Raw genomic sequence first — 23,368 nt, forward strand, 5'->3', positions numbered from 1 at the left:
TAATTTTACGGGTACAATTTTTCTGCAATGGCAAAGCTTCCCATTTTAATGTATCATCACATAAGTCCCAACGAAAGTAATGGATTGACCTTTTCTTATGAAAAACTGGAAGCCCAATTTGCTTATTTAAAGGAAAACAATTTTAAAACCTTTCATTTTAAGGAATTGCAGAAAATGAAATCCCTTCCAAAGGGGAAAAGTGCAATCATCACATTTGATGATGGTTATGTGAGCCAAATGAAATTCGCATTGCCATTGCTGAAGAAATATAATTTGAAAGCCACTTTTTTTATTCCATTGAATTTTTTGGGAAAGAAAGACGGATGGAATACAAATTCCCTGGAAATAATGACGGTTTCGCAATTGAATTCGCTGCCGCCTGAAATTATTGAATTGGGTTACCATTCCTTTTACCATAAAAAATACAATGAACTTTCCAACGCCGAAACGGAAGCAGACACACGCCGTAGCATCGAATTTATTTCTGAAAACGGGCTGGATTTTTCAGCGGTCTTGGCTTATCCCTATGGCAAATTTCCGAAAGATGGGAAAGAAAACGAAATTTTTAAAAGCACCTTGAAAAATAATGGAATAACTTATGGTTTGCGAATAGGCAATAGGTTAAATTCTTTTCCATTTAAAAAACCATTTGAAATTCAACGGATTGATGTAAAAGGCGAATTTTCACTTGAAAAATTCAAACGGAAATTAAGATTTGGTAAATTATTTTGATGTAAACTCAGCGCATCCCCTTTTGTAGAAGATGTAACTTCACATAACGCTCGAAAACACCGTAGGCATTAACAGTTGCAACCGATAGGCCTGCAATACCATCACGAAAACCACCTTTCAAAATATAGGATCGAAAAAATCGATAGCTAGGTTTAAAAAATAGGTGGAACCAAGTTACTTTTTTACCTTTTTTAAATTGCTGTTCAGCTTGAAACCAGGCGTATTCCTCTTTTTTGGTGATGTAATTTTCCAAACCTTTGTAGGTAAAATGTAGCATTTTATTTTTTAATTTCCCCACGCTTCCGTTGCAGTGCAATTTTTCGTGGACAGTGCCCGTAAAATGCGCGCCCTCACGTTTTACCAATCGCAATACGTTATCGCTGTGATGGTATAAAAACCGATTCATGTAAAAATGTGGGAAATTTATCTTGTAGCCGCCGTGTTTTGGTTTTTCAACGGTCTGTTTTATTTCTTCCTCGAGCGAATGCGTAATACGCTCATCTGCGTCCAAAAACAAAATCCAATCTCCGGAGGCTTGTTCTAAGGCAAAATTTTTCTGGTTCGAAAAATTATCGAATTTTCGCTGTAAAAATTTTGTGGCAAATTTCTTGGCAATTGTTGGTGTTGAATCTGTACTGAAAGAGTCTATTACAATAATTTCATCTGCAAAAGATGCTGAATGGAGTGCATCTTCAATATAGGCTTCTTCGTTGAACGTGGGAATTATAATGGTGAGTTTTGGCATTTAATATATGAGAAATTGATATTATTTAAATCTATTTTGTAAATCCCTAGCACCGTGATGGATCATTAAGATATGAATTGTTTTATTGTCTATTATTTCATAAATAATTCGATAATTACCTTCAACTATTTCTCAAATATTTTGATTTGAAATTTCCTCAACATTTTTTCCGATTTCTGGAAATGTTTTAAGTTTTTGGCTAGCTTTTTTTATTTTTTCTATTTGTAAGCGGGCATATATTTTGGAATCATGAGAAATATATTCGTAGATTTCCTTGAGATCAAATTTAGCGTCATTTAACCATTTTATCTAAACCATTTCTGTATTTCCTCATCTAGTTGCTCTTCCGATATTGTATCATTATCTGAAGATTTTTGAATTCTACTTTCTAATTTTTCAATAAATATTATTCGCTCAACCAATTCATCTATAGTAAATTCTTCGGGAAATTTTTCAATTTGCTTCTTCAGTGCGCTCTTGGTAATCATTTTTTATTTTTTTTCTAAATTACAATAATTTCAATTTCTGAGCCCACTTCATAAATAACTTTATCTTTGCAACAATGAAGCAGCTTGATACTTCCATAGTTATTAGCACCTATAATTCCCACCTTTGGCTGGAAAAGGTTCTATATGGTTACAACAATCAAACGTACCGTCAGTTCGAAATTGTTATCGCCGATGATGGTTCTACCGACGAAACTTTACAGCTATTGGAAAAAATGCGAGCAGCGGTTTTTTATCCAATTGTTCATGTTTGGCATGAGGATATGGGATTTCAAAAATCACAGATATTGAACAAAGCCCTGCTTAAATGTAGTACGGAATATATTATTATGAGCGATGGCGATTGCATTCCACGGAAGGATTTTGTGGAACAGCACGTGAAATATAGGGAAGAAGGGTATTTTCTTTCGGGTGGTTATTTTATGCTACCGATGAATATTTCTGAAGAAATATCGAAGGAAGATATTTATTCAGAAAAATGCTTTCAAGTAAAATGGCTCAAAAAGCACGGACTTGAATCCTCATTCAAAAACAACAAACTGTATTCCGGCCCAATAAAGGCCTCGCTTTTAAACGCATTTACTCCTACAAATGCCAGTTGGAACGGCCATAACGCTTCGGGCTGGAAGAAAGATATTTTAGCCATTAATGGCTTTGACGAGCGCATGCAATATGGCGGACAGGATAGGGAGCTGGGCGAGCGTTTGATAAATTTGGGAATTAAGAGCAAGCAAATTCGTTATAATGCCGTTGTGCTGCATCTTGACCACCCGCGTGGGTACAAAAATCAGGATAGTATTAATAAAAATCTTGCTATACGGAAGCAGACCCGAAATCAAGGAAAAAAATGGACGCCCTTTGGAATCAATAAAAGTGGGGACCGTACGCCTTCGGCCTCGGTAATTGTAAGCACATTCAACCAACCCCAATGGCTTAGAAAAGCACTTTGGGGTTTTGAAAATCAATTGGAGAAAAATTTTGAGATTATCATTGCTGATGATGGTTCGGGGGAAGAAACCGCGGCTTTGATTCGTGAATTTCAAGAAAATTCAAAACTGAAAATTACTCACGTTTGGCAGGAGGATCATGGTTTTCAAAAAACAAAGATTTTAAACAAAGCCATAAAAGCAGCCAAAGGGGAATATATGATTTTTACCGATGGGGACTGTATTCCCCGAAACGATCTGGTTTCTACACATTTTGGGCAGAGCAGACCGGGCTGTTTCCTATCGGCTGGTTATTTTAAGCTTTCACTGGAACTCTCCAAAAAAATAACTGAAGACGATGTAATTTCGCAACGTTGCTTTGATGCGGCGTGGTTGCTGGAAAATGGCCAAAAGAAAACATTTAAGCTCAACAAATTGACTTCTTCTGGCTTAAAAGAGGATTTCCTGAATACATTTACAACCACAAGCGCAACGTGGGACGGAAACAACGCCTCGGGTTGGCGAAAGGACATACTCGCTATCAACGGTTTTGACGAACGCATGCAGTATGGCGGCGAGGATCGAGAAATGGGGGAGCGGCTAATGAATTATGGAATTAAACCATTACAAATAAGATATAGTACGGTCACATTGCATCTTGACCACGAGCGCGGCTACGTGAAAAAAGAAATGATTGTTAAAAATAGAGCCATCCGGAAAATAACCAAAAAAGAAAAACGGGTTTGGACTAATTATGGAATTGAGCAGCAGATGAATTTATTGCATACTTCATAAATGGAAGGGAAAATTTAACTTTGTTTGTACACAGCAATTTTCCAGTATGTTTTTTCAATTTCGGTAGTTACTCTTTTAAAATCAATTTCTTTCAATTTGGGATTTTCTTTAAAATATTCCCATACTCCAAGTCCTTCTCTGTAAATGGATACTATGATAATTGCTTTATCTGATAAATTTTTACAAATTCTGTTTAGAACATTCCTCTTTTCGTTCTCGTGTATATAATAAAAAACTTCATTAAACACCACCACATCAAAAATTTGCTCTGGTTGATATTTCACGATGTCTGATACCAAGAATTCTGATTTAGGAAAATTTTCCGCTTTTGCTTTTTTTATGGAAACATCTGAATAATCAACACCTACGAAATTTTCAAAATTGAACTTATCCATTCTTTTGTTTAAAACGCCATCTCCACAGCCCAAATCCAAAATCCTAGGATTTTCAACTGCATACTTTTTCATAAAATCGATTATCTGGTAATAGCGTTTCGATTCTATTTCACTCTTTAGGCTATCCCAACGGCCGGTTTTATATTGTTTGTTCCAGCGTCTTTTGCGCCGCCAATTATGGAATTTATCGAGAATGTTCATATTTATTTATAGTGGAATTTAAATGGTGGTCTAAAAATGGTTTTAATTTTTGAAATATCATTTCTGGGGTCAATTGTTGGTACAAAAACTGGGGATCTTCCTCTATTTTTCGTCTTTCCTCTAATGTGAAACTATTGAAAAGATCAGGTTTTTCTTCCAAAAGGTGGATAGAATCGTGCCTATCCCCATCTTCAAAACTGCACCAATGTTCCTTATTTACGTAAGGCGAATAAATTGTGAACGTAGGCCGGTCCAGTGCTTTTGTAATGTGCACGCTACCGCCCTCATTGCTCACCAACATATCACATTTGTTCATCAACTGTATAAAACCGCGAATTGAATTCTCGTATATATCCAGATTTATACGGTCTTTATTTTTGCACATTTCATAAATTTTTTGCGCTTCCGGTTTTTGGTGCGGCGCATAGTTGAAAAGTATAGTTCCGTTGTAGTTTGATGTAATAAAATCGATAATTTCAACCATATAATGATATGGCATGGATTTTTGGGGCGTGCTTCCCAAAATGCCCAGCATAATAATGGGTCTCTGGATTTTTTCAATTTTTGGGTAATTCTTTTCTTTTTCCGTCAAAAATATTTTGGGTGCATATCCTGCATCTTCCAGTTGAAAAACTAAGGCAATCATATTTATTCTGTCCTCAATTGCTTTTCCGCAATTTTTGCTTCGGTGTTCCAAAAAACTGATGGGATGTGTGTAGAAAGGAAATTTTAATTCTTTATGGGCGCGCTTTAGCCCAATTCTATATTTGGCCCCAGAAAAAAGACAAATCAATCTGCTTTGGAATTTTGAATACGGATCAAAAATAATATCATATTTCTCCTTTCTAATTTTCGCAACAGTTGCCAAAAGATTGCTGAATTTTTTCAATTTCTTTTCCTTAACCGAAATAATCCTGTCAATATTTGGATTGTTTTCCAGTACTCCGGCCGTGTAATCATAAACAAAATAGGTAACCTCGCTCTGCGGGAAAACTTTCTTTATATTATTGGCAATCACTGAGCTTATGAGCACATCGCCAATTCTTTTGTTCTGTATTACAAGTATTTTCTTCATAAAGTTTACCTTCGCAAAATACTTTTTTTGAATGTATATTTTTTAAAAATGAAGGAGAATTTTAACGTGCATCCCCAATTTTCGCAGTTAGCTAAAATGCTAATGCAAAATTTGCGTCATTTTACTGAAAATGGTGAATATGTGACCAAGGGCGATCGAAACGTTATAAAGAAATTTGAAATCGACGGCAAAATCTTTAATGTGAAAAAGTTCAAAACGCCGAACGCCATACAATCTCTCGTATATCAATATCTTCGGAAAAGTAAGGCGAAACGTTCTTTTGAATATGCTTCAAAATTGAGGGATTTCGAGATAAAAACACCATTTCCGGTAGCATATTATGAAGCATTTTCTAGCGGCTTGAAGGAAAGTTTTTACATAAGCCAACACGTGGATTACGATTTTGATTTCCGCGAACTTATCCACAATCCAAAATTTCCGAACCGTAACGAAATACTTAGGCAGTTCACAAAATTCACTTTTCAACTTCACGAAAACGGAATCAATTTTCTGGACCATTCCCCCGGTAATACGTTGATTGTAAAAAGGGGAGAGGACCAATATGATTTTTATTTGATTGATTTGAACAGGATGCGTTTTGAAACGATGGATTTTGAAAAGAGAATGCGCAACTTCCGCAGGCTTTGGCTTTCAAAAACAATGATAAAAACTATGGCGAAAGAATACGCGGTCCTTTCCCATAAATCCTTTAAAGAAATCCATACCAATATGCTGAAGCACAGCCGTGCATTCCAGAAGAAGGTGAATAGTAAAAAACTGAGGAGGAGGAAATGAAAATTAAAATCTTTCCAAGTAAATAACCATCCGTTATTGAAAACTTTATTAAACGGCTACATCATACTCACGAAGTGCGTCATTCAGTGACGTTTTAAGATTGGTACTTTCTTTCCTTTTGCCAATTATCAACGCGCACGGAACTTGAAATTCCCCAGCAGCAAATTTTTTGGTATAACTACCCGGAATAACCACTGAGCGCGCCGGAACCACGCCTTTTGTTTCAATTGGGGTATCGCCAGTAACGTCAATAATTTTTGTGGAAGCGGTCAACACTACGTTTGCGCCAAGTACAGCTTCCCTGCCCACACGAACTCCTTCTACCACAATGCAACGAGAGCCGATAAAAGCATTATCCTCTATAATCACGGGGGCTGCCTGTAATGGTTCAAGTACGCCGCCAATGCCCACACCGCCACTTAAATGTACGTGTTTGCCAATTTGCGCACAGCTGCCCACAGTTGCCCAGGTATCTACCATGGTCCCTTCATCTACGTAGGCGCCAATGTTTACATAGCTTGGCATCAAAATAACACCTTTTGAAATATAGGCGCCGTGACGTGCAACCGCATGCGGCACAACACGAATTCCTTTGGCCTCGTAGCCAGATTTCAATGGGATTTTATCGTGATATTCAAAAATGCCCGCTTCCAAGGTTTTCATTTTTTGGATAGGGAAATAAAGAACGATTGCCTTTTTCACCCATTCATTTACTTGCCAGCCATTTTCAGTAGGTTCCGCGCAGCGCAATTTCCCTTCATCACATAAATTTACCACTTCACGAATGGCTACTATTGTTTCTGTTTCTATCGATAGGGTTCTGTCTTCCCAGGCTTTTTCAATGATTTGTTTAAGTTCGTTCATTATAGTATTATTTCTTTATGTAGTTTTTCTTTTAATTTTACGACTTCGTTTTTTGAAAATATCAGCGTCCAGCTTTATTTCACAAATATAAACCCTCGCGCGCAAATTGGGGAACATTTTTAGCATACTATTCCATAAACTCCTACTTTTGCAGGATATGGCGAGAATTTTGGCGATAGATTATGGAAGCAAGCGTACGGGACTGGCCGTTACCGATGAATTACAGCTCATAGCTTCTGGACTTACCACAGTAAATACGCCAGCGTTAATGGGTTTTTTGAAAACATATATTGAAGAGGAAAACGTGGAACTGATTTTAGTGGGCGAACCAAAGCAGAAGGATGGCACGCATTCTTCCATTGAAACTGAAATTCAAAAATTTCTGAAAAGTTTTTCTGAAGAATTTCCAGCGTTGAAAATTCTTCGCGTAGATGAGCGATACACCAGTAAAATGGCGTTTCAATCGATGATAGACAGCGGATTAAAAAAGAAACAGCGGCAAAACAAAGCGTTGATTGATGAAATAAGTGCCACCATACTTCTACAACAATATTTATATAAAAAATAATTGATGATACTACCCATAGTTGCATACGGTGACCCCGTATTGAGAAAGGAAACGGAAGAAATATCTAGTGAATATCCAAATCTGGCTGAGCTTATTGCCAATATGTTTGAAACTATGTACGATGCTCGTGGGGTAGGTCTCGCCGCACCACAAATTGGGCTGCCCATCCGGCTATTTGTTGTTGATGCCTCTCCGTTTGGGGATGATGATGAGCTTTCAGATGAAGAGCAAACGCAATTGGCCGCATTCAAAAAAACTTTTATAAATCCAAAAATCCTTGAAGAATCGGGGGATGAGTGGGCTTTCAATGAGGGATGCCTTAGTATTCCCGATGTTCGGGAAGATGTTTTTCGACAGCCAGAAATTGTGATTGAATATTTAGATGAAAATCTTCGGAAGCACAAAGAAACGTTCAAAGGGATTGCCGCTCGAATCATTCAGCATGAATATGACCATATTGAGGGTATTCTATTTACGGATAAACTCTCACCACTAAAGAAGCGACTTATAAAAAATAAATTGGCAAATATTTCAAAAGGAAAGGTAAGCGTAGACTACCGTATGAAATTTCCGAACGCAAAAAAGAAACGTTAACTTGTTTGTTTATATTCGCCAAACCAAAGATATTTGTAACCCTTAAAAAATAAAAAGTATTTTATGAGCTTAGAAAAAGTGCTTTCCATATCTGGAAAACCTGGATTATATAAACTTAAAACCCAAACGCGTTCCGGTTTTTTAGCTGAATCGCTTTTGGACGGTAAAACCATAAACGTGAGCGGCCGCCATAACGTGAGCCTGCTTTCGGAAATTGCAATTTACACATTGACCGAAGAAGTCCCGCTTCGAAAAGTATTCAGTAAAATTTCTGAAAAGGAAAACGGAAAGGAAGCCATAAGCCATAAAGCTTCAAAAGATGAACTGGAAGAATATTTTTTCGGAATATTGCCAGATTACGATGAGGATAGAGTGTACGCAAGCGACATAAAAAAAGTGGTGCAGTGGTATAATCTATTAGTGAAAAATGGTATTACTGATTTTTCACAGGAAAAGGATGAGGAAAAAGCCGAGGCTAAAGAAGAAGAAAATGTTGATTCTGAAAAGCTAAAGACTACAAAAACCGAAAAGCCCAAAAAGACTGCAGCGCCTAAAAATGCTCCGCCGAAAACGGCTGCGCCAAAAGCTTCTTCCAATAAAAAAGGTGGCACTACAAAAAGTGCTGCTTCCCGTAAGACCTAAAATAAAATCGTTATTGAACGGTACAAAAATCCCAAAGGCTAAAGACTCGAGGGATTTTTTTGTTGTTTAGATTTCGGAATTAAATTCCTATCATTTAAAATTTGAGAATGAAAACTTCACGCGAAAACCAATTAAAAGCTTTTGACAGATTGTTGACCATAATGGACGAGTTGCGCGAGCAATGCCCGTGGGATAAAAAACAGACAATGGAAACCCTGCGTCATCTCACCATTGAGGAAACGTATGAATTGGGCGATGCTATTCTTGAAAATGATTTGGATGAAGTTAAAAAAGAACTGGGGGATGTTTTGCTACACATCGTTTTTTATGCAAAAATAGGAAGCGAAACCGGCGATTTTGATATCGCGGATGTCTGCAATACCATTAGTGAAAAGTTAATTGCGCGCCATCCTCATATTTATGGAGATATAAAGGTTGCAGATGAAAAAGAGGTGAAACGCAACTGGGAAAATTTAAAATTGAAAGAAGGAAAAAAAAGTGTTTTGGAAGGCGTTCCAAACTCCTTGCCCGCGCTAGTAAAGGCTAGCAGGATTCAAGATAAAGTTGCGGGAGTGGGTTTTGATTGGGAAAAACCGGAACAGGTTTTCGAAAAAGTACAGGAGGAATTGCAGGAACTTCAACACGAAATAGGGGAAAGCAATCAACAGAATATAGAGTCTGAATTTGGTGATGTGCTCTTTTCAATGATAAATTATGCGCGCTTTTTAAACGTAAATCCTGAAAACGCGCTTGAAAGGACCAATAAAAAATTCATAAAACGCTTTCAGTATTTGGAAAACAAAGCGAAACAGATGAACAAATCATTAAAGGATATGACACTGGCCGAAATGGATGTTTTTTGGAACGAGGCTAAAAAGCAATAATCAGTATTCAGTTTCAGTCCGCAGTTTAAACTCCTTAATCTAAAAATCATTAATTAAGATCCTTCAATCTTCACGTACTTGCTTTATTTTTGAAAGCTTTGCTTTCCAGACTTCTAACTGTTCCTTGTGTTTTGCTATATTTTTATGGACTTCTTGCACCAATGGATTGTTTTCATCCACGTGGTGAAAAAACCCTAAATTGTTTTCCAACTGCCGGATTTCATCACGGGTTTCCTCAATTTTTTTCGAAATAAAGAAATGCTCATTACGCAGCTTACGTTCATCATCTTGGTTTACCAGAGAATTTAGTTTGTTATCAAATTTGATGAGTTCGCTTTCTTTTTTGCCCATATCCAATTTTCCAAAAATTCCATCGAGCGTTTTATTGAATTTTTGCTCAATATTACGTTTGTTATAAGGAACACGCCCCACATTTTTCCATTGGAAAATCCGTTCTTTTATTGCTTTTAAGTCATTTTTATGATCGCCAGTAAGCTCAAATGAATTTAGTTCCTCGAGCATCTTTTGCTTGTTTTCAAAATTTTCCAATTCCTCTTTGTTGGCTTCATTTTTTTGTGCGTGCAAACGATCAAAATAGAAATTACAGGCTTTTTTAAATTGTTTCCAGATTTTATCGCTATCCTTCCTCGGAACGTGCCCTATATTCTTCCAGTCATCCTGGATTTTTTTCATTAATGCGGTTGTGGTTTCAAAATCTTCACTTTCCTTGTTGTCCTCGGCAATTTTAACCAGTTCTCGTTTCTTTTCCAGATTCGCGAACTGCTCCTTTTTTTGGTTTTTATAAAAACTATTTTTTTGATGGTTGAAATCGCCCGTGGCATCTTTGAACGATTTCCAGATTTCCTTATTATTGGCACGTGGAACACGCCCAGTATTGAAATAAGAATCCCGAAGTTCCTGAATTTTTTTAATTGAATGCTGCCAGCCTTGGTGACTCTGTTTTGTTTCTTCGGTAACCTTTTTTATATCTTCAATTAACTGCCTTTTCTTTTCAAAATTATTTTCAAATTCTTTTTCAAGCTCTTGTTGTTGTTCTTGACGCTTATCGTGAATAACCTTTGTGGCATCACTAAATTTATCCCAAACTTCATCACGGTATTCCTTCGCAACAGGGCCAACTTCTTCCTTCCACATTTTGTGGAGCATCTGCAGTTCGCGGAAGGCCTTATTCACATCTTCCTCTTGTGCCAATTCCTCAGCTCTTGTAATCAATTTCAACTTACTGTCCAGATTATGCTTAAAGTCAAGATCTCGAAATTCGCGGTTGAGATGTAAAAAATCATAAAAATTCTCAACGTGATGGTGGTAGGTATTCCAGACGGTATTGTATTTATCACGTGGAATGGCTCCCGCAACATGCCATTTTTCCTGAATTTCCTTAAAATGCTTGTAAGTGGTGTTGATGTTTTCCTCCGTATTCAATAAACCTTTAAGCTCTTCAATCAATTCCCAGCGTTTATCGAGATTGCCCTGTAAATCTTTCTTTAGATTTTTATAATGGTTGTTTCGCTTTTCTTTGTAATCAAAATAAAGCGAATTGAATTCCTTTTTTAGCGGAGTAGTGTAGTGGAAGTCAATAATATTACCGCCATCGGCCAAAAACTCCTCTTTTTTATGCTCAAGCTCTTCGTTAAATTTTGAATTAAATTCTGAACGAATTTCTTCAACATCGTGCTTTATGTCCTGAATTTTATGATTTTTTAAAAGTTTGTCCAATTCGCCAATCAATTCCCTATCGCTGAGCTTACTGTAATCTTTCTGCGCTTTTTCCTCTTTCTCGTCATCCTCTTCATCGTCCGATGAGGCAACTTCATCCTCATCATCCGTATCAGCTTGCAAAGAATTGCCATCCGTGTGCTCTGCATCGGTGAGATTTTCCTCTGTTGGTGCCGTTTCCACGGCAGACTTTTCTTCAACCATCGCCTCTTCGATGGAGGCTTCTTCAGATTTTTTTTCTGATAAATCCGTTTCCGAAGAATTTTCAGAAATATCTATTTCTTCTGAAATATCTTTTGCATCATTCTCATTTTCAGATTTTTCTGCATCCATCTTTGCTTTGGAAGTAATTTCCTTTGAAGAATTTTCTTTTTCGGAATTTTGATCGTGGTGCGGGTTTGAAGGATCTTGTGGCAATTTTTCGTCAGACATCTTTTTCAATGTTAGGTTCGTATTTCTTGAAGGGTCAAGATACTAACAACTCCCGAAATGGCAAAGAATACAACGGATTTTTGGTGCTTTGGGGTCGAAAATTAGGAATTCCAAATTTCCCAAGCTTTTTCTGCTTGCAATTGAAGCATTTTGAGTCCGTTGCTCGTCCTTGCGCCATTTTCTTTTCCTTTTTTTAGAAATGCCGTTTCAGAAGGGTTATAAACCAAATCGAAAAGCAAATGATTTTCAGTAAGAAATTGATACGGAATGGGAGGGAATTCTTCAATTTTAGGGAACGTACCCAATGGCGTACAGTTAATTATCAGTAGATTATTTTCAATAATATTTTTGCTCAAATCTGAATAAGCCAAACTTTCCGATCCAGCATTTCTGCTGACGTACGTAAAGCTGAAGCCTAAATTTTCAAGCGCAAAGGCAATCGCTTTTGAAGCGCCGCCGGTTCCTAAAATAAATGCCGTTTTTTTCTGAAGCGGAAGAAATTCCTCAAGCGATTTTTGAAACCCAAAATAATCGGTATTGTAACCTATCAATTTTCTGGTTTCAGTTATTTTAATGGTATTTACCGCACCAATTTTTTTTGCAATTTCATCAACGCCATCTAAGTATTGAATAATTTTTTCCTTATACGGAATGGTAACATTCAAACCCTTAATATTAGTGTTTTCGGAAAGAATCTGTGGGAAATAATCTATCTGTGCTATGTCAAAATTTTCATAGGAATGCGGTAATTTTTCCTTTTGGAATTTTTCAGAAAAGTATTTTTTTGAAAAAGAATAGCTGATGTTTTTTCCTATCAAACCAAATTTAGACACGCTGACCTTTTTTATAATTATCGTACCAATCTAAACTTAAAACCAATAAAATTCCAACGATTACAAAGAAAATTGCCAACATCGTTTCCGTATTAAATTCTGATGGAAAATAGCGATCATATCCACGAATAATCTCGCGCCCATTGGCATCATATCGAACTTGACCTAAAGAATCGAGATCATATTTTTTTTCTTTCCAAGGCCAAACTACGCCCAAGGAACCTGCAATAAAACCGATGATTACGGCATAGGTGGCTTTTTTGAAACGTTTTAGTACATAAGCAAGCAAATGCGAAAGTGAAACGAGGCCAACGAGTGAACCGAGCGAAAATACGGCCAACACCTTCAAAAGTTCAATGCGCTCGGGATTGTTTATCCAGCTGAAATCACCTTGGAAAACATTCGCAAAAGTATCAAACAACGCATTTACGGAATCCACCAATAGCAATACGTAATTTCCCAAAAGTATTAAAATAAATGAGCCCGAAAGTCCTGGCAATGTCATCCCAGAAACGCTTATAATTCCGCAGAAAAAGACAAAAAATAAATTGCTGTTTTCCTTTGCGGGCTCCAAAAAACTAATGGCAACGCCCGCAATTACACCACACAATAAATAGGCTGCATATTTTCGGTTCCAATCGCCAAAATCCTTGGCAATAAAATAAATGGAGCCAATAATCATTCCAAAAAAAGCGCTCCAAACGTAGAGTTCGTAATGGTCAATTAAATAATCCAGAATTTTTGAAATGCTGAAATAGCTGATTACCATTCCCAAAATCAAGAGGCTTAGAAATTGGCCGTTGGTATATTTATAAAAACTTTTAAAGCGTTTGCCCAAAAGTAATTTGAATGCTTTTCTATTTATTTTTTGAAGTGAATAAATGAATTCTTCATAAAATCCCGCGACAAAGGCAACCACTCCACCCGAAACGCCCGGTACTTTATTGGCAGCGCCCATTCCCAGTCCTTTGAGGACCAACCAGACTTTGTCTGAAAATGAACGATTTTCGTACATATTACAATTGCTTAACCTGTTTTTTTACGGCAATTCTTTCCAATAAAAATATGGTCAAAAAACCGATGATCGCAAAAATAACGGCATAGAGTATTTGTGGATCTCCCACAAAATTTCCGGGTAAAATACTTCTTTCAAGAAATGGAATTTCTTCTCCAGCGTGGTTTGTTCGATATTCAAGTACTTCTTTCCAGGGCCAGATTTTGTTTAAAGCCCCAACCATAAATCCTGTGAGCACGGAAAGCGTAATATCCTTATAGTGTTTGAACATCCAGTTGAGTACGCGCGAAAACATTTTGAGCCCAAAAATTGCGCCGATGCCAAACACGGCAAGTTTGCCAAGGGCACCGAGGATGAGCGTACTGTTTAATGATGTAATTCCCTCACTTAATTGCGTTATAATCCCGATTACGGTGGTATAGGCACCCAGCAACAGCAAAATAAATGCTCCAGAAATCCCGGGCAAAATCATCGCAATTATAGCAACAAATCCAGCCAGAAATAGAAACCAAGTGCTTTCCGGTGAACCGACTGGCTCTGCAATTGTGATAAAGTAAGATAGAATTGAAGCTAAAATTAAAGCAACTACAACAATTGCGTTCCATTTTGAAATCTGATTGCCTACATAGACAATGCTTGCTATTACCAACCCAAAAAAGAAGGACCAAACCAAAATGGGATGTTCATCCAATAAATACGTTATCAATTTGGCAAGAGAAATAATACTGATGAAAACTCCACTGAAAAGAGCCAATAAAAATGAAAGATTGTACGCTCTCCAAGCAAGCTTAAAACCTTCTTTTTTCCAGCTTTTAAAAAAGCCAAAGTCCAAATTGTGGATTGTTTCAATCAATTCTTCATATATGCCAGAAATAAATGCAATGGTTCCTCCGGAAACTCCCGGAACAACATCTGCGGCGCCCATTGCGAGGCCTTTGGCAGTTACCAATAAATATTGAAGTGCGTTGCGTTGAGGCATAGTTTTTTGTTAAGCTACACCCCAAAAGTACATAAATTAAAGGGAAGGATTTTCGTGCTTATCTATTATTTCCTTTACGATTTTCATTTCAAAAACGGAGGGAAAAAGTTCCTCTATAATCATAATATAATCGGGTTCAGCTTTTAATGCATTCTTCAAATGGAAAACTCCTCTTTCATTTTGATTCAGTGTGAAATAAAGGCCTGCCAAGCGATATTCCACCTCTGGATGCTCTGGATAAAATTCAAGGGATTGATTGAAGTTGTTTATGGCAGCATCATATTCCCCTAAATTTATAAGGATATCGCCGCGTGTAATCCACGATTCTAACTCGTAATTACCCAATTCCAAAGCTTTTCTGTAACCCACTTCAGCTTCTTCAAAGAGGCTCAATCTATTGTTTATTTTGGCGTAACGCTTCCAGTAAAGCACATTTTCGCCATCAATATTAATGGCCTTCTCTATGTAATAAAGTGCTTTTTGGTATTGCTTGCTTTTGAAGTAAAAGTCAGTGATCGCTATCCAACCTTTGTCCAACAATGAATCCTCTTCCACGCATTTGGTAAAAAATTGAAGCGCCATTTCAGAATTTCCCAATTTTTCATAGCATTTCCCAATACGTAACAAAGCATACGAAGTTGGATCATCAAGCCCCAGCGTAATAGAGTAGCTTTCAATGGCTTCTTCATATTTTTTTAGTTTTTCCAGAACCTTTCCTTTTTCTAGATACGCTCCTATGAAACTGTCGTCACTAATAATGGCGAATTCAAATGCGGCAAGTGCTTTTTTAAAATCCTTTAGCTCAAAATATTGCTTGCCCACTTGGTGCCAAGCAACTTCGCTGTATGGATTTTTATTTAGAAAATCGTTCAAATAATCTATCGCTGCTTCGTATTCTTCCAAATATTCGAAACAGTAAATAATATTGTACAGTGCAGAATAATCTTCTTCATCCTGTTCCAAACATTTCATAAAATAATGCTTGGCATTTTCATAATCCTCCATAAAAAGATATTCCATACCCAGCAATGACAGTACATCCGCTTCATCATCCGTAATGGCGAGCGCCTGTTCCAAAAGGGTTATAGCCTCTTTGTGCTTGTCACGGCGGGAAAAAATATTTGCTTTTTGAATGTAAATTTCCTCGTTGCTCTGTTCAAGGAGATAGAGCGCATCCAACAGTTCGTCCGCAACGTCCAGTTGGTTTTCAAAAATGTACATTTCAATTTGGAAAAGCTTCAAATTTGTAGAAGTTGGATGTTGTTCCAGCCCCAGTTTGGTAGCTTTTTTGGCCAGTGCCATTTTTCCGTTTTCTAAGTAGTGTTGCACTATTTCCTCAAATTCCTCAGAGTCAAAGAAAAGAACACTATTGGTCTTAAGCATTGACTCAAATCTGGCGAGAGAAAAGTTGTTGTGCTCGTTTGAACTTAATTGCATACGCACGGTTTAACGGTTTCTTCTATTTTAAAGATAATAATGTAAATATAAGTTCAATAGTTATGCCGCGTTTATTGTTAACGAACTTATCAACAGAAATGTAGAGGATAAACTCCTATTAACAAATGTATTGAGTAAAGTGTTCGTTATTGAAATTTATTTAAAACATTTATTAGAATATTACATCCTTCCTCAATCTCCGCAGGACTTATGGTTAATGGAGGTGTTATACGGAGTGCGCGGCCTTCAAAAAGAAGCCAGAAAAGAATAAGCCCTTGGTTTTTGCATTCAAGTATTACTTTGGTAGCCAATTCGTCAGTTTCCAGCATTGCTGCCAGCATCAATCCTCTTCCCCTAACTTCAGTGATTAGTGGGTGTTTCAGCAATTTTCGGAATAATTCTTCTTTCTGAAGCGTTTGTTGCACAATATCCGTTTCCGTCAACTCTTGAAGCGTTGCCAAAGCGGCAGCCGCAATCACGGGATTACCGCCAAAAGTGGTTATGTGGCCAAGTTTTGGGTTGTCCTGGAGCAAAGCCATAACTGTATGTGAAGCTGTGAAAGCTCCAATTGGCAAGCCGCCGCCCATTCCTTTTCCCATAACCAAAATATCTGGAACAATCTCAAAATGTTCAAATGCGAAAAGTTTACCGGTGCGGCCAAATCCCGGCTGTATTTCGTCAAGAATCAATAACGTTCCTGTTTCATTGCAGCGAGCCCTTACTTTTTTTAAGTAATCATTTTCCGGTTGAATAAATCCCGCTCCACCCTGAATAGTTTCCAAAATAATGGCAGCGGTCTGCGATGTTATCTTTTGCAGATCCACATCCTTATTGAAGGTTATGGGATAACAGTCCTGTACCAAAGGTTCAAAGGCAGTTTTGCGCGCCTCAAAACCCATCACACTCATCGAGCCCATCGTATTTCCGTGGTAGGCGTTATTTGCGTATAGAAGTTGGGTTCTCCCGGTTGCGCGCCGCGCCAGCTTCAATGCGCCTTCAATAGCTTCGGTGCCACTGTTCACCAAATATGTGGTGTCTAAATTCTTCGGAAGATTTTCTGAAAGTAATCTGGCTAGTTCCACCGCGGGCTGTTGAATATATTCGCCATAAACCATTACATGCAAATATTTTTCAGCTTGCATTTTTATTGCCGAAACCACGCGCGGATGGCAGTGACCTAGTGTACACGCAGAAACTCCCGCCACAAAATCCAAATGTTTATTTCCCGAAGTATCATAAATATAACTTCCCACTGCGTGCGAGATTTCCAGTGCTAACGGATGCGGAGTGGTCTGTGCTTGATATTTGAAGAAATCTTCTTTCATTTAATTGAAATGTGCTTTGAATGAAATTTAAGGATAGTTTTTTAAAAAAGATAAATTTCGCTCAAACGAAAAATTATTGTGTGTCCTTCGGAATAAAATCATTCACTTTTTGTATTGAATCACGAATAGCCTCGCTTTCCAAGGTCTCTGGCTTGGGATCATCGGGTCTGTTCAATAAATCTTTTGGGCTTAATTTTGATTCCTGTGGAAGTTCGATATCCTCTTCAGGAATATCCTCAAAAAATTCACCTTCATCCTTCGGCAAAGGAATTCCAGTAATTTTTGGGAGCACGGGAGCCGGTTTTCCTTTAAATAGATCTTCAACCGAATATAATCGCTCTTCGCCGCGCCAACCAAAACCGGGTAAGATTCTCGCATTTTCCGGCAGCATTGATGGTGGATATACTTTTCCGGTCGCTTTTTTTATAAAACGGATTCCCGCCACTTGTTGTTCTTCCAGATACATTTGGATGGAACTTGATAGCGTGTTGTTTATCCCCACCAATTCCCCAGCATCGTTCCGCGAATAGTAGATTACTTCAGCATTCCTGTTTATGTTTACGGTATCGAGCTCGTTATTTGTGAAGAGGCCAATAAGCCGTTCGCCCTTAACCTGATTGAAACCGGTACTCAAGCTGTCCTTTTGAATTAAAAATGCATTGTTGAAAACTTTAAGCGTATCCAATTGATCTGTAATGGTATCGGATAAAATATGGATTGTGTCGCCCGTCATTTGGTTTTCACCGCTCCAGAGAACAGGATTTCGGAGCAATTTGGTAATTCCGGTTTTTTCATAAACATAGATGGAATCACATTTACCGCTGGTAGGTTCGTCACCCAATTTTCCGGGTTTGAAAAGTCGTGCCCTATAAAATCCTTTTATAACGCGCAATTCTGGTTTTCCCGTTACTTGAAGCGTATCCGCGTGCACGTAGATGGAATCATTATCCCGAACGGTTACCGCAACTGCCCGCTTTGTTATAAAAACAGAATCTTTTTCCCGAAAAACCTCTGCGTAATGACCGCGAATGATGCTCTGATTTGCCGTATCCAGAACCTTGATATTATTGGTGGCAGATGCAAAACTTTTATTTCTGTCAAAGTAGATACTGTCGCCATACAGCGTTCGGTTTTCATAATCAACTTTTGAATTTTTTACGAAATATCCAGTATCTCCACGCGTATCATAATAACCCCGCTCGCAGTAAACCGTGCTGGTCTCACTTACAATAGTGGAGGGACCGTACAGATATGCGGCTCCAGTTTCAGAAAAAAAATCGAGTTGGTTGCTATTTACCGTGTATTTGGGATTTACAATTTTCACATCCTGTAAAAATTGATATTTTTTGCTCTCCGCAAAATACCTTCCAGATTTGCTGGTGAGCACGCTTGCGGTATCGCGAACGGTACCTCCCGTGCGGTAATATGCTTGCTGTTTAATTCTGTCGAAATAGAGTGTATCTGTAGCCAGTGTTGTTTTTGGTTCTGTCAAGATTACATTTCCACTTGCGAATGCAAATTGCGTATTTCCATTATATTCAGCGTATTGGCTGTCCATTGAAACAGTATCGCCCTGCGTAATCCTGACTTTCCCATAAGCTTTTACAAAATTATTTTTCAAATACACAAATGCCTGATCACACCACATTTCCACGCCTTCGTGGATAATGTATACTTGTCCCGTTTCATCTTTGGTATAAATAGCCGCATTTGGGAATTCTGGTTTAAGTTCCAAATAACCAGATTGAATATCAACCTTTTGCTTCTCTTGGGCGGAAATATGTATTCCGAAGAAAAAAAATAGAAGTATAAATATGAAAAATGATATTTTCAACTAAAAATTGTTTGTCATTATATAAACGAAAATATCTGAAAAAAATGATTATCTAATGATAGTCTGCTTTCTGTCAGGTCCCACAGAAACTATTTTGATGGGTACATTCAGTTCCTTTTCAAGATAATCAATGTAATCGTTTAGCGCTTTCGGCATTTGTGAAGCTTCGGTCATTTTAGTTAAATCTGCTTCCCAACCTTTCATTTCAGTATAAACAGGAGTTACATTTTCAGCTTCAATGTTATATGGAAAATGCTGAATGGTTTCGCCTTTATAATTATAGGCAGTGCAAACTTTCAACTTTTCAAATCCGCTCAAAACATCCCCCTTCATCATTATAAGTTGTGTAACGCCATTCACTTGCACAGCGTATCGCAATGCCACAAGATCCAACCATCCGCAGCGACGCGGACGCCCTGTGGTTGCTCCGAACTCATTACCCACACGACCCATTGTAGCTCCGTCCTCATCAAACAGCTCGGTAGGGAAGGGTCCGCTGCCCACACGAGTGGTGTATGCTTTGAATATACCATAAACTTCCTTTATCTTACCCGGTGCTACGCCCAAACCGGTGCAAGCGCCGGCAGCCGTAGTGTTTGAAGAGGTAACGAAAGGATAGGTGCCAAAATCAATATCCAGCAATGAACCTTGGGCGCCTTCCGCTAAAATCGATTTGCCTTCTTGTTGTGCTTTGTGCAGATATTCCTCACTATCAATGAACGTAAGGGTTTTCAGAACTTCAACTGCTCTAAAAAATTCTGCTTCAAGTTCAGAGAGATCATATTGGATTTCAGCATTGTAAAAATCGATCATTGCTTCGTGCTTATCCGCCAAGGAACGATATTTTTCCTGCCAGTTATCCATTTCCAAATCGCCGACGCGAATTCCATTTCGGCCTGTTTTATCCATATAGGTGGGACCGATACCTTTTAACGTAGAACCAATTTTTGCCTTTCCTTTTGAAGCCTCAGAAGCGGCATCAAGCAAACGATGTGTGGGTAAAATAAGATGGGCCTTGCGCGAAATAAGAAGGTTTTTTTTGAAATCTATATTAAATTTTTCAAGATTGTCCAATTCCCTTTTGAAAATAACAGGATCAATAACTACTCCGTTCCCCACTAAATTTATGGTGCCGTCATGGAAAATTCCACTGGGAATGGTGTGCAGCACATGCTTGTGTCCATCAAATTCCAAAGTGTGACCCGCATTTGGTCCGCCTTGGAAACGTGCGATAATATCATAGTTTTTTGTGAGAACGTCGACAATTTTTCCCTTGCCTTCATCGCCCCATTGTAATCCAAGTAGTAAGTCTACTGCCATAATATATTATTGGTTTTCCGCCTCAGCGTGCGCGGATGGTTTTCTATTTCCGTAGAAATAAAGTGAATGGTTGGTAATTTCAATATTAAAAACTTCTTCAATCGTTTTTTTTATGCTTTGTATGCGCGGGTCACAAAATTCTATCACATCACCATCTGCCAATATCACGTGGTCGTGGTTTCTGTCAAAATATGATTTTTCGTAGTGAGCTTGATTTTGTCCAAATTGATGTTTGCGCACCAGACCGCATTCTAGCAACAATTCAATAGTATTATATAGAGTAGCACGGCTCACGCGATAATTTTTATTCTTCATATTTATGTACAATGATTCTATATCAAAATGATCATCGTGGTCATAAATTTCCTGAAGAATAGCGTAACGTTCCGGCGTTTTACGATGCCCCTTTTCCTCTAAAAAAGAGGTAAAAACATTCTTTACTATTGCTTGATTGTGTATGTCTGTTTTTGTACTCATATTTTCAAGGTTGCAAAGTTACTTAAATTTTATACTCTGGTAACTTTATCAATTCCGTTTATTTTTTTGATGTTTTCAACAAGATTGTTGAGAATGTTTTTGTTTTTTACAATCACAACGATTTTCCCAGTGAATACCCCATCATTACTGTCAAAATGGACACTTTTCATATCAATATGAAGGTTATTTGAAATTACCTTGGTAACGCCATTTACCAATCCTATGGTATCAATTCCCGTGATGTTGAGTACCGCTTTAAATTCACGCTGCGTACTGTCTATCCATTTGGCGGGCATAATTCTATAACTGTAATTGCTTTGCAGTTGAAGCGCATTTGGACAGTTTGTTTTATGGACTTTTATACCCTCGTTAACCGTTACAAACCCAAAAACATCATCTCCCGGAATGGGATTGCAGCAATTTGCCATTTTATAATCCAGTTTTTCCTCGTCCCGGCCAAAAACCAATTGGTCAAACTTTTCAGTAATCTCTTCCTTGTTTACATCTTCCGGTTTTTCTGGTTTTCGGATTCTATTTTTGAAGAACGAAATAAATGCATTGCTTCGGGATGCCGCAAAATCCTTCAATTTTTGGTTATCAATAATTCCAGCGCCCACGCGGTAATATAGATCCAAACTGGTTTTAACTTTGAAATAAATAACCAATTGGTTTATTAAATTTTCGTCCAAATTCAACTTTAAGGACTTTAATTTTCGAGCCAGGACCATTTTTCCTTCTTCGGCAATTTCTTTCTTTTCTTCCTTTAGCGATGATTTTATTTTTGAACGAGCGCGTCCTGTTGTGGCGTAATTGAGCCAGTTGGCAGTAGGCTTGGCATTATCTGAAGTTATAATTTCTACTTGATCACCACTTTTAAGTTCGTGGCTCAGCGGTACCAGTTTTCCATTCACTTTTGTTCCGCGTGTATGCATCCCTATTTCTGTATGGATGTGAAATGCGAAGTCTAAAGCCGTGGCACCTTTGGGAAGCGAATAAAGATCACCCTTTGGCGTGAATACAAAAATTTCCTTTGCATAAAGGTTCAATTTGAATTCTTCAACGAAGTCGACCGCGCTTATCTCAGAATTTTCCAAGGTATCCTGAAGTTTGTTCAGCCAGCTTTCAAGGCCGCCGTCATCTTTTTCCTTGTTTTTGTATTTATAGTGTGCGGCAAAACCTTTCTCGGCAATTTCATTCATGCGCTCACTGCGAATCTGCACTTCAACCCATCGCCCTTTTGGCCCCATGACCGTAATGTGAAGTGCTTCATAACCTGTAGATTTTGGTGAAGAAATCCAATCACGAAGCCGTATGGGATTCGGTCTAAAATGATCGGTAACTATGGAATATATTTTCCACGCCAGAAATTTTTCATTTTCAGGCGTGCTTTTGTAAATTATGCGTACAGCAAACTTATCATAAACTTCGTCGAAGCTCACGTTTTGCGCCATCATTTTTCGGCGAATGGAAAAAATGGATTTTGGCCGCCCTTTTATTTCATAATCAAGTGCTTCGGCATCCAGCGAATCTTTTATCACTTTATTGAATGCTTCAATATAAGCGTCCTGCTCTTCCTTACTTTCCTTTATTCGGCCCAAAATATCTGCATATACATCCGGCTCGGTAAATTTTAATCCTAAATCCTCAAGTTCGGTCTTCACATTGTAAAGTCCAATTCTGTGGGCAAGCGGTGCGTAGATATAGAGCGTTTCTGAAGCGATTTTCTGTTGTTTGTGGGCTGGCATGCTGTCCATAGTCTGCATATTGTGCAGCCTATCCGCAATTTTTATAATGATTACGCGAATATCTTCATTAAGCGTCAAAAGCATTTTTCTGAAGTTTTCCGCTTGCATGGAAACGTCTTCAGACATGGAAATGTGCGCAATTTTTGTGAGTCCATCTACAATTCTGGCAACAGTGGTGCCGAAACTTTGCTCAATATCCTCCAGTGTATATTTGGTGTCTTCCACGACATCGTGAAGCAGTGCAGCCGCAATGGATGTGGCATCCAGGCCAATTTCTGAAGCCACAATTTTTGCTACAGCTATGGGATGAAATATATAGGCTTCCCCGCTTTTTCGGCGTTGGTCCTTGTGTGCTTCCACGGCAAGATCAAAAGCGCTTCTAATCAATTTTTTGTCTTCCGCACTCAACGTACGGTAACTGATTTTCAGCAACTGTTTGTACTGTTTGGTAAGCTCCTTGTTTTCTTTTTCTAATGCGGCTTCTGTCATAAACTAAATGTACTGATAAGAAT

21 protein-coding genes and 3 pseudogenes are annotated in these 23,368 nt (G+C 38.1%); 8 read left to right on the plus strand and 16 right to left on the minus strand.

Features of this window, described 5'->3' with window-relative positions; translation table 11 throughout:
* Nucleotides 1-27: 27 nt before the first annotated feature.
* Nucleotides 28-732, plus strand: a complete 705-nt coding sequence (locus KIV10_RS09910) for a polysaccharide deacetylase family protein (RefSeq protein ID WP_214113358.1) — start codon at nt 28-30, stop codon at nt 730-732.
* 7 nt (nt 733-739) lie between these two features.
* On the opposite strand, the gene KIV10_RS09915 is transcribed toward KIV10_RS09910, so the two are convergent.
* The 3 genes and pseudogenes from KIV10_RS09915 to KIV10_RS09925 form a co-directional block, all read right to left on the minus strand.
* A complete protein-coding gene (locus KIV10_RS09915) occupies nt 740-1,477 on the minus strand; it encodes a glycosyltransferase family 2 protein (protein ID WP_214113359.1) in 738 nt (245 codons plus the stop codon).
* A gap of 21 nt (nt 1,478-1,498) precedes the next feature.
* Nucleotides 1,499-1,786: pseudogene (locus tag KIV10_RS14075) on the minus strand (type II toxin-antitoxin system RelE/ParE family toxin).
* Nucleotides 1,783-1,965 carry a hypothetical protein gene (locus KIV10_RS09925; protein ID WP_214113360.1) on the minus strand — a complete coding sequence of 61 codons (183 nt, stop codon included), beginning with the start codon at nt 1,963-1,965 and terminating at the stop codon, nt 1,783-1,785. Before KIV10_RS09925 ends, KIV10_RS14075 begins: the two are co-directional and overlap by 4 nt.
* 74 nt (nt 1,966-2,039) lie before the next feature.
* Here KIV10_RS09925 and KIV10_RS14080 point away from each other — a divergent pair.
* Together KIV10_RS14080 and KIV10_RS14085 are read left to right on the plus strand one after the other, a co-directional pair.
* Nucleotides 2,040-2,855, plus strand: a pseudogene (locus KIV10_RS14080) (glycosyltransferase family 2 protein); the annotation flags it as partial.
* A gap of 30 nt (nt 2,856-2,885) precedes the next feature.
* On the plus strand, nt 2,886-3,704 hold the full coding sequence (locus tag KIV10_RS14085; RefSeq protein ID WP_407650189.1) for a glycosyltransferase family 2 protein: 819 nt from the start codon (nt 2,886-2,888) through the stop codon (nt 3,702-3,704).
* Between the two features lie 14 nt (nt 3,705-3,718).
* Here KIV10_RS14085 and KIV10_RS09940 read toward each other — a convergent pair whose 3' ends face one another.
* Both KIV10_RS09940 and KIV10_RS09945 read right to left on the minus strand, forming a co-directional pair.
* Nucleotides 3,719-4,300 (minus strand): class I SAM-dependent methyltransferase, encoded by a 582-nt coding sequence (locus KIV10_RS09940; protein ID WP_214113361.1) that lies wholly within the window; start codon nt 4,298-4,300, stop codon nt 3,719-3,721.
* Nucleotides 4,284-5,375, minus strand: coding sequence for a glycosyltransferase family 9 protein (locus KIV10_RS09945; protein WP_214113362.1), 1,092 nt, complete (start codon nt 5,373-5,375; stop codon nt 4,284-4,286). The genes KIV10_RS09940 and KIV10_RS09945 overlap by 17 nt, the downstream gene beginning before the upstream one ends.
* Nucleotides 5,376-5,423: 48 nt before the next feature.
* On the opposite strand from KIV10_RS09945, the gene KIV10_RS09950 reads away from it, so the two are divergent.
* Nucleotides 5,424-6,170, plus strand: a complete 747-nt coding sequence (locus tag KIV10_RS09950) for a lipopolysaccharide kinase InaA family protein (protein WP_214113363.1) — start codon at nt 5,424-5,426, stop codon at nt 6,168-6,170.
* Between the two features lie 48 nt (nt 6,171-6,218).
* Here KIV10_RS09950 and KIV10_RS09955 read toward each other — a convergent pair whose 3' ends face one another.
* Nucleotides 6,219-7,034: a 2,3,4,5-tetrahydropyridine-2,6-dicarboxylate N-succinyltransferase gene (locus KIV10_RS09955; RefSeq protein WP_214113364.1), complete on the minus strand. Its 816-nt coding sequence runs from the start codon at nt 7,032-7,034 to the stop codon at nt 6,219-6,221.
* A 157-nt stretch (nt 7,035-7,191) separates the two neighbouring features.
* Here KIV10_RS09955 and ruvX point away from each other — a divergent pair, with 157 nt between their 5' ends.
* The 4 genes and pseudogenes from ruvX (at nt 7,192) to mazG (ending at nt 9,722) form a co-directional block, all read left to right on the plus strand.
* Entirely contained in the window at nt 7,192-7,602 is a 411-nt protein-coding gene (gene ruvX, locus KIV10_RS09960; protein ID WP_214113365.1) for a Holliday junction resolvase RuvX, read from the plus strand.
* Nucleotides 7,603-7,605: 3 nt separating this feature from the next.
* The gene (gene def / locus KIV10_RS09965; protein ID WP_214113366.1) at nt 7,606-8,196 is read left to right on the plus strand and encodes a peptide deformylase; all 591 of its coding nucleotides are present in this window, start codon (nt 7,606-7,608) and stop codon (nt 8,194-8,196) included.
* Nucleotides 8,197-8,259: 63 nt separating this feature from the next.
* Nucleotides 8,260-8,685: pseudogene (locus KIV10_RS09970) on the plus strand (DUF5606 family protein); the annotation flags it as partial.
* A gap of 260 nt (nt 8,686-8,945) precedes the next feature.
* Complete coding sequence (mazG, locus tag KIV10_RS09975; RefSeq protein ID WP_214113368.1) at nt 8,946-9,722, plus strand: nucleoside triphosphate pyrophosphohydrolase; 777 nt, start codon at nt 8,946-8,948, stop codon at nt 9,720-9,722.
* Nucleotides 9,723-9,785: 63 nt separating this feature from the next.
* Here the strand turns inward: mazG and KIV10_RS09980 are convergent, their stop codons facing one another.
* The 10 genes from KIV10_RS09980 to KIV10_RS10025 all read right to left on the minus strand — a co-directional run bounded on the left by KIV10_RS09980 (nt 9,786) and on the right by KIV10_RS10025 (nt 23,345).
* Nucleotides 9,786-11,891 carry a DUF349 domain-containing protein gene (locus KIV10_RS09980; protein WP_214113369.1) on the minus strand — a complete coding sequence of 702 codons (2,106 nt, stop codon included), beginning with the start codon at nt 11,889-11,891 and terminating at the stop codon, nt 9,786-9,788.
* A gap of 101 nt (nt 11,892-11,992) precedes the next feature.
* Nucleotides 11,993-12,724 carry a shikimate dehydrogenase family protein gene (locus KIV10_RS09985; protein WP_214113370.1) on the minus strand — a complete coding sequence of 244 codons (732 nt, stop codon included), beginning with the start codon at nt 12,722-12,724 and terminating at the stop codon, nt 11,993-11,995.
* Nucleotides 12,717-13,739: a DUF368 domain-containing protein gene (locus KIV10_RS09990; RefSeq protein WP_214113371.1), complete on the minus strand. Its 1,023-nt coding sequence runs from the start codon at nt 13,737-13,739 to the stop codon at nt 12,717-12,719. Before KIV10_RS09990 ends, KIV10_RS09985 begins: the two co-directional genes overlap by 8 nt.
* Before the next feature lies 1 nt (nt 13,740).
* Nucleotides 13,741-14,718 carry a DUF368 domain-containing protein gene (locus tag KIV10_RS09995; protein ID WP_214113372.1) on the minus strand — a complete coding sequence of 326 codons (978 nt, stop codon included), beginning with the start codon at nt 14,716-14,718 and terminating at the stop codon, nt 13,741-13,743.
* Between the two features lie 36 nt (nt 14,719-14,754).
* Nucleotides 14,755-16,155: a tetratricopeptide repeat protein gene (locus KIV10_RS10000; protein ID WP_214113373.1), complete on the minus strand. Its 1,401-nt coding sequence runs from the start codon at nt 16,153-16,155 to the stop codon at nt 14,755-14,757.
* Between the two features lie 146 nt (nt 16,156-16,301).
* Complete coding sequence (locus KIV10_RS10005) at nt 16,302-17,480, minus strand: aspartate aminotransferase family protein (RefSeq protein WP_214113374.1); 1,179 nt, start codon at nt 17,478-17,480, stop codon at nt 16,302-16,304.
* A 73-nt stretch (nt 17,481-17,553) separates the two neighbouring features.
* Nucleotides 17,554-19,308 (minus strand): OstA-like protein, encoded by a 1,755-nt coding sequence (locus tag KIV10_RS10010; RefSeq protein WP_214113794.1) that lies wholly within the window; start codon nt 19,306-19,308, stop codon nt 17,554-17,556.
* 54 nt (nt 19,309-19,362) lie between these two features.
* The gene (locus tag KIV10_RS10015; protein WP_214113375.1) at nt 19,363-20,634 is read right to left on the minus strand and encodes an adenylosuccinate synthase; all 1,272 of its coding nucleotides are present in this window, start codon (nt 20,632-20,634) and stop codon (nt 19,363-19,365) included.
* Between the two features lie 6 nt (nt 20,635-20,640).
* The gene (locus KIV10_RS10020; RefSeq protein WP_214113376.1) at nt 20,641-21,111 is read right to left on the minus strand and encodes a Fur family transcriptional regulator; all 471 of its coding nucleotides are present in this window, start codon (nt 21,109-21,111) and stop codon (nt 20,641-20,643) included.
* Nucleotides 21,112-21,140: 29 nt separating this feature from the next.
* Complete coding sequence (locus tag KIV10_RS10025; protein WP_214113377.1) at nt 21,141-23,345, minus strand: RelA/SpoT family protein; 2,205 nt, start codon at nt 23,343-23,345, stop codon at nt 21,141-21,143.
* Nucleotides 23,346-23,368: the final 23 nt, after the last annotated feature.

It is taken from the genome of Aequorivita echinoideorum (assembly GCF_018476645.1).
GTDB lineage: Bacteria > Bacteroidota > Bacteroidia > Flavobacteriales > Flavobacteriaceae > Aequorivita > Aequorivita echinoideorum.

Bases quoted from the DNA above. Each gene is read 5' to 3' on its own strand.
- KIV10_RS10015 (WP_214113375.1), bottom strand. From the start codon at position 20,634: ATGGCAGTAGACTTACTACTTGGATTACAATGGGGCGATGAAGGCAAG.
- KIV10_RS09910 (WP_214113358.1), top strand. From the start codon at position 28: ATGGCAAAGCTTCCCATTTTAATGTATCATCACATAAGTCCCAACGAA.
- KIV10_RS09955 (WP_214113364.1), bottom strand. From the start codon at position 7,034: ATGAACGAACTTAAACAAATCATTGAAAAAGCCTGGGAAGACAGAACC.
- KIV10_RS10005 (WP_214113374.1), bottom strand. From the start codon at position 17,480: ATGAAAGAAGATTTCTTCAAATATCAAGCACAGACCACTCCGCATCCG.
- ruvX (WP_214113365.1), top strand. From the start codon at position 7,192: ATGGCGAGAATTTTGGCGATAGATTATGGAAGCAAGCGTACGGGACTG.
- KIV10_RS10000 (WP_214113373.1), bottom strand. From the start codon at position 16,155: ATGCAATTAAGTTCAAACGAGCACAACAACTTTTCTCTCGCCAGATTT.
- KIV10_RS09915 (WP_214113359.1), bottom strand. From the start codon at position 1,477: ATGCCAAAACTCACCATTATAATTCCCACGTTCAACGAAGAAGCCTAT.
- mazG (WP_214113368.1), top strand. From the start codon at position 8,946: ATGAAAACTTCACGCGAAAACCAATTAAAAGCTTTTGACAGATTGTTG.
- KIV10_RS09950 (WP_214113363.1), top strand. From the start codon at position 5,424: ATGAAGGAGAATTTTAACGTGCATCCCCAATTTTCGCAGTTAGCTAAA.
- KIV10_RS09980 (WP_214113369.1), bottom strand. From the start codon at position 11,891: ATGTCTGACGAAAAATTGCCACAAGATCCTTCAAACCCGCACCACGAT.
- KIV10_RS10025 (WP_214113377.1), bottom strand. From the start codon at position 23,345: ATGACAGAAGCCGCATTAGAAAAAGAAAACAAGGAGCTTACCAAACAG.
- KIV10_RS09995 (WP_214113372.1), bottom strand. From the start codon at position 14,718: ATGCCTCAACGCAACGCACTTCAATATTTATTGGTAACTGCCAAAGGC.
- KIV10_RS09990 (WP_214113371.1), bottom strand. From the start codon at position 13,739: ATGTACGAAAATCGTTCATTTTCAGACAAAGTCTGGTTGGTCCTCAAA.
- KIV10_RS09940 (WP_214113361.1), bottom strand. From the start codon at position 4,300: ATGAACATTCTCGATAAATTCCATAATTGGCGGCGCAAAAGACGCTGG.
- def (WP_214113366.1), top strand. From the start codon at position 7,606: ATGATACTACCCATAGTTGCATACGGTGACCCCGTATTGAGAAAGGAA.
- KIV10_RS10020 (WP_214113376.1), bottom strand. From the start codon at position 21,111: ATGAGTACAAAAACAGACATACACAATCAAGCAATAGTAAAGAATGTT.
- KIV10_RS09925 (WP_214113360.1), bottom strand. From the start codon at position 1,965: ATGATTACCAAGAGCGCACTGAAGAAGCAAATTGAAAAATTTCCCGAA.
- KIV10_RS09945 (WP_214113362.1), bottom strand. From the start codon at position 5,375: ATGAAGAAAATACTTGTAATACAGAACAAAAGAATTGGCGATGTGCTC.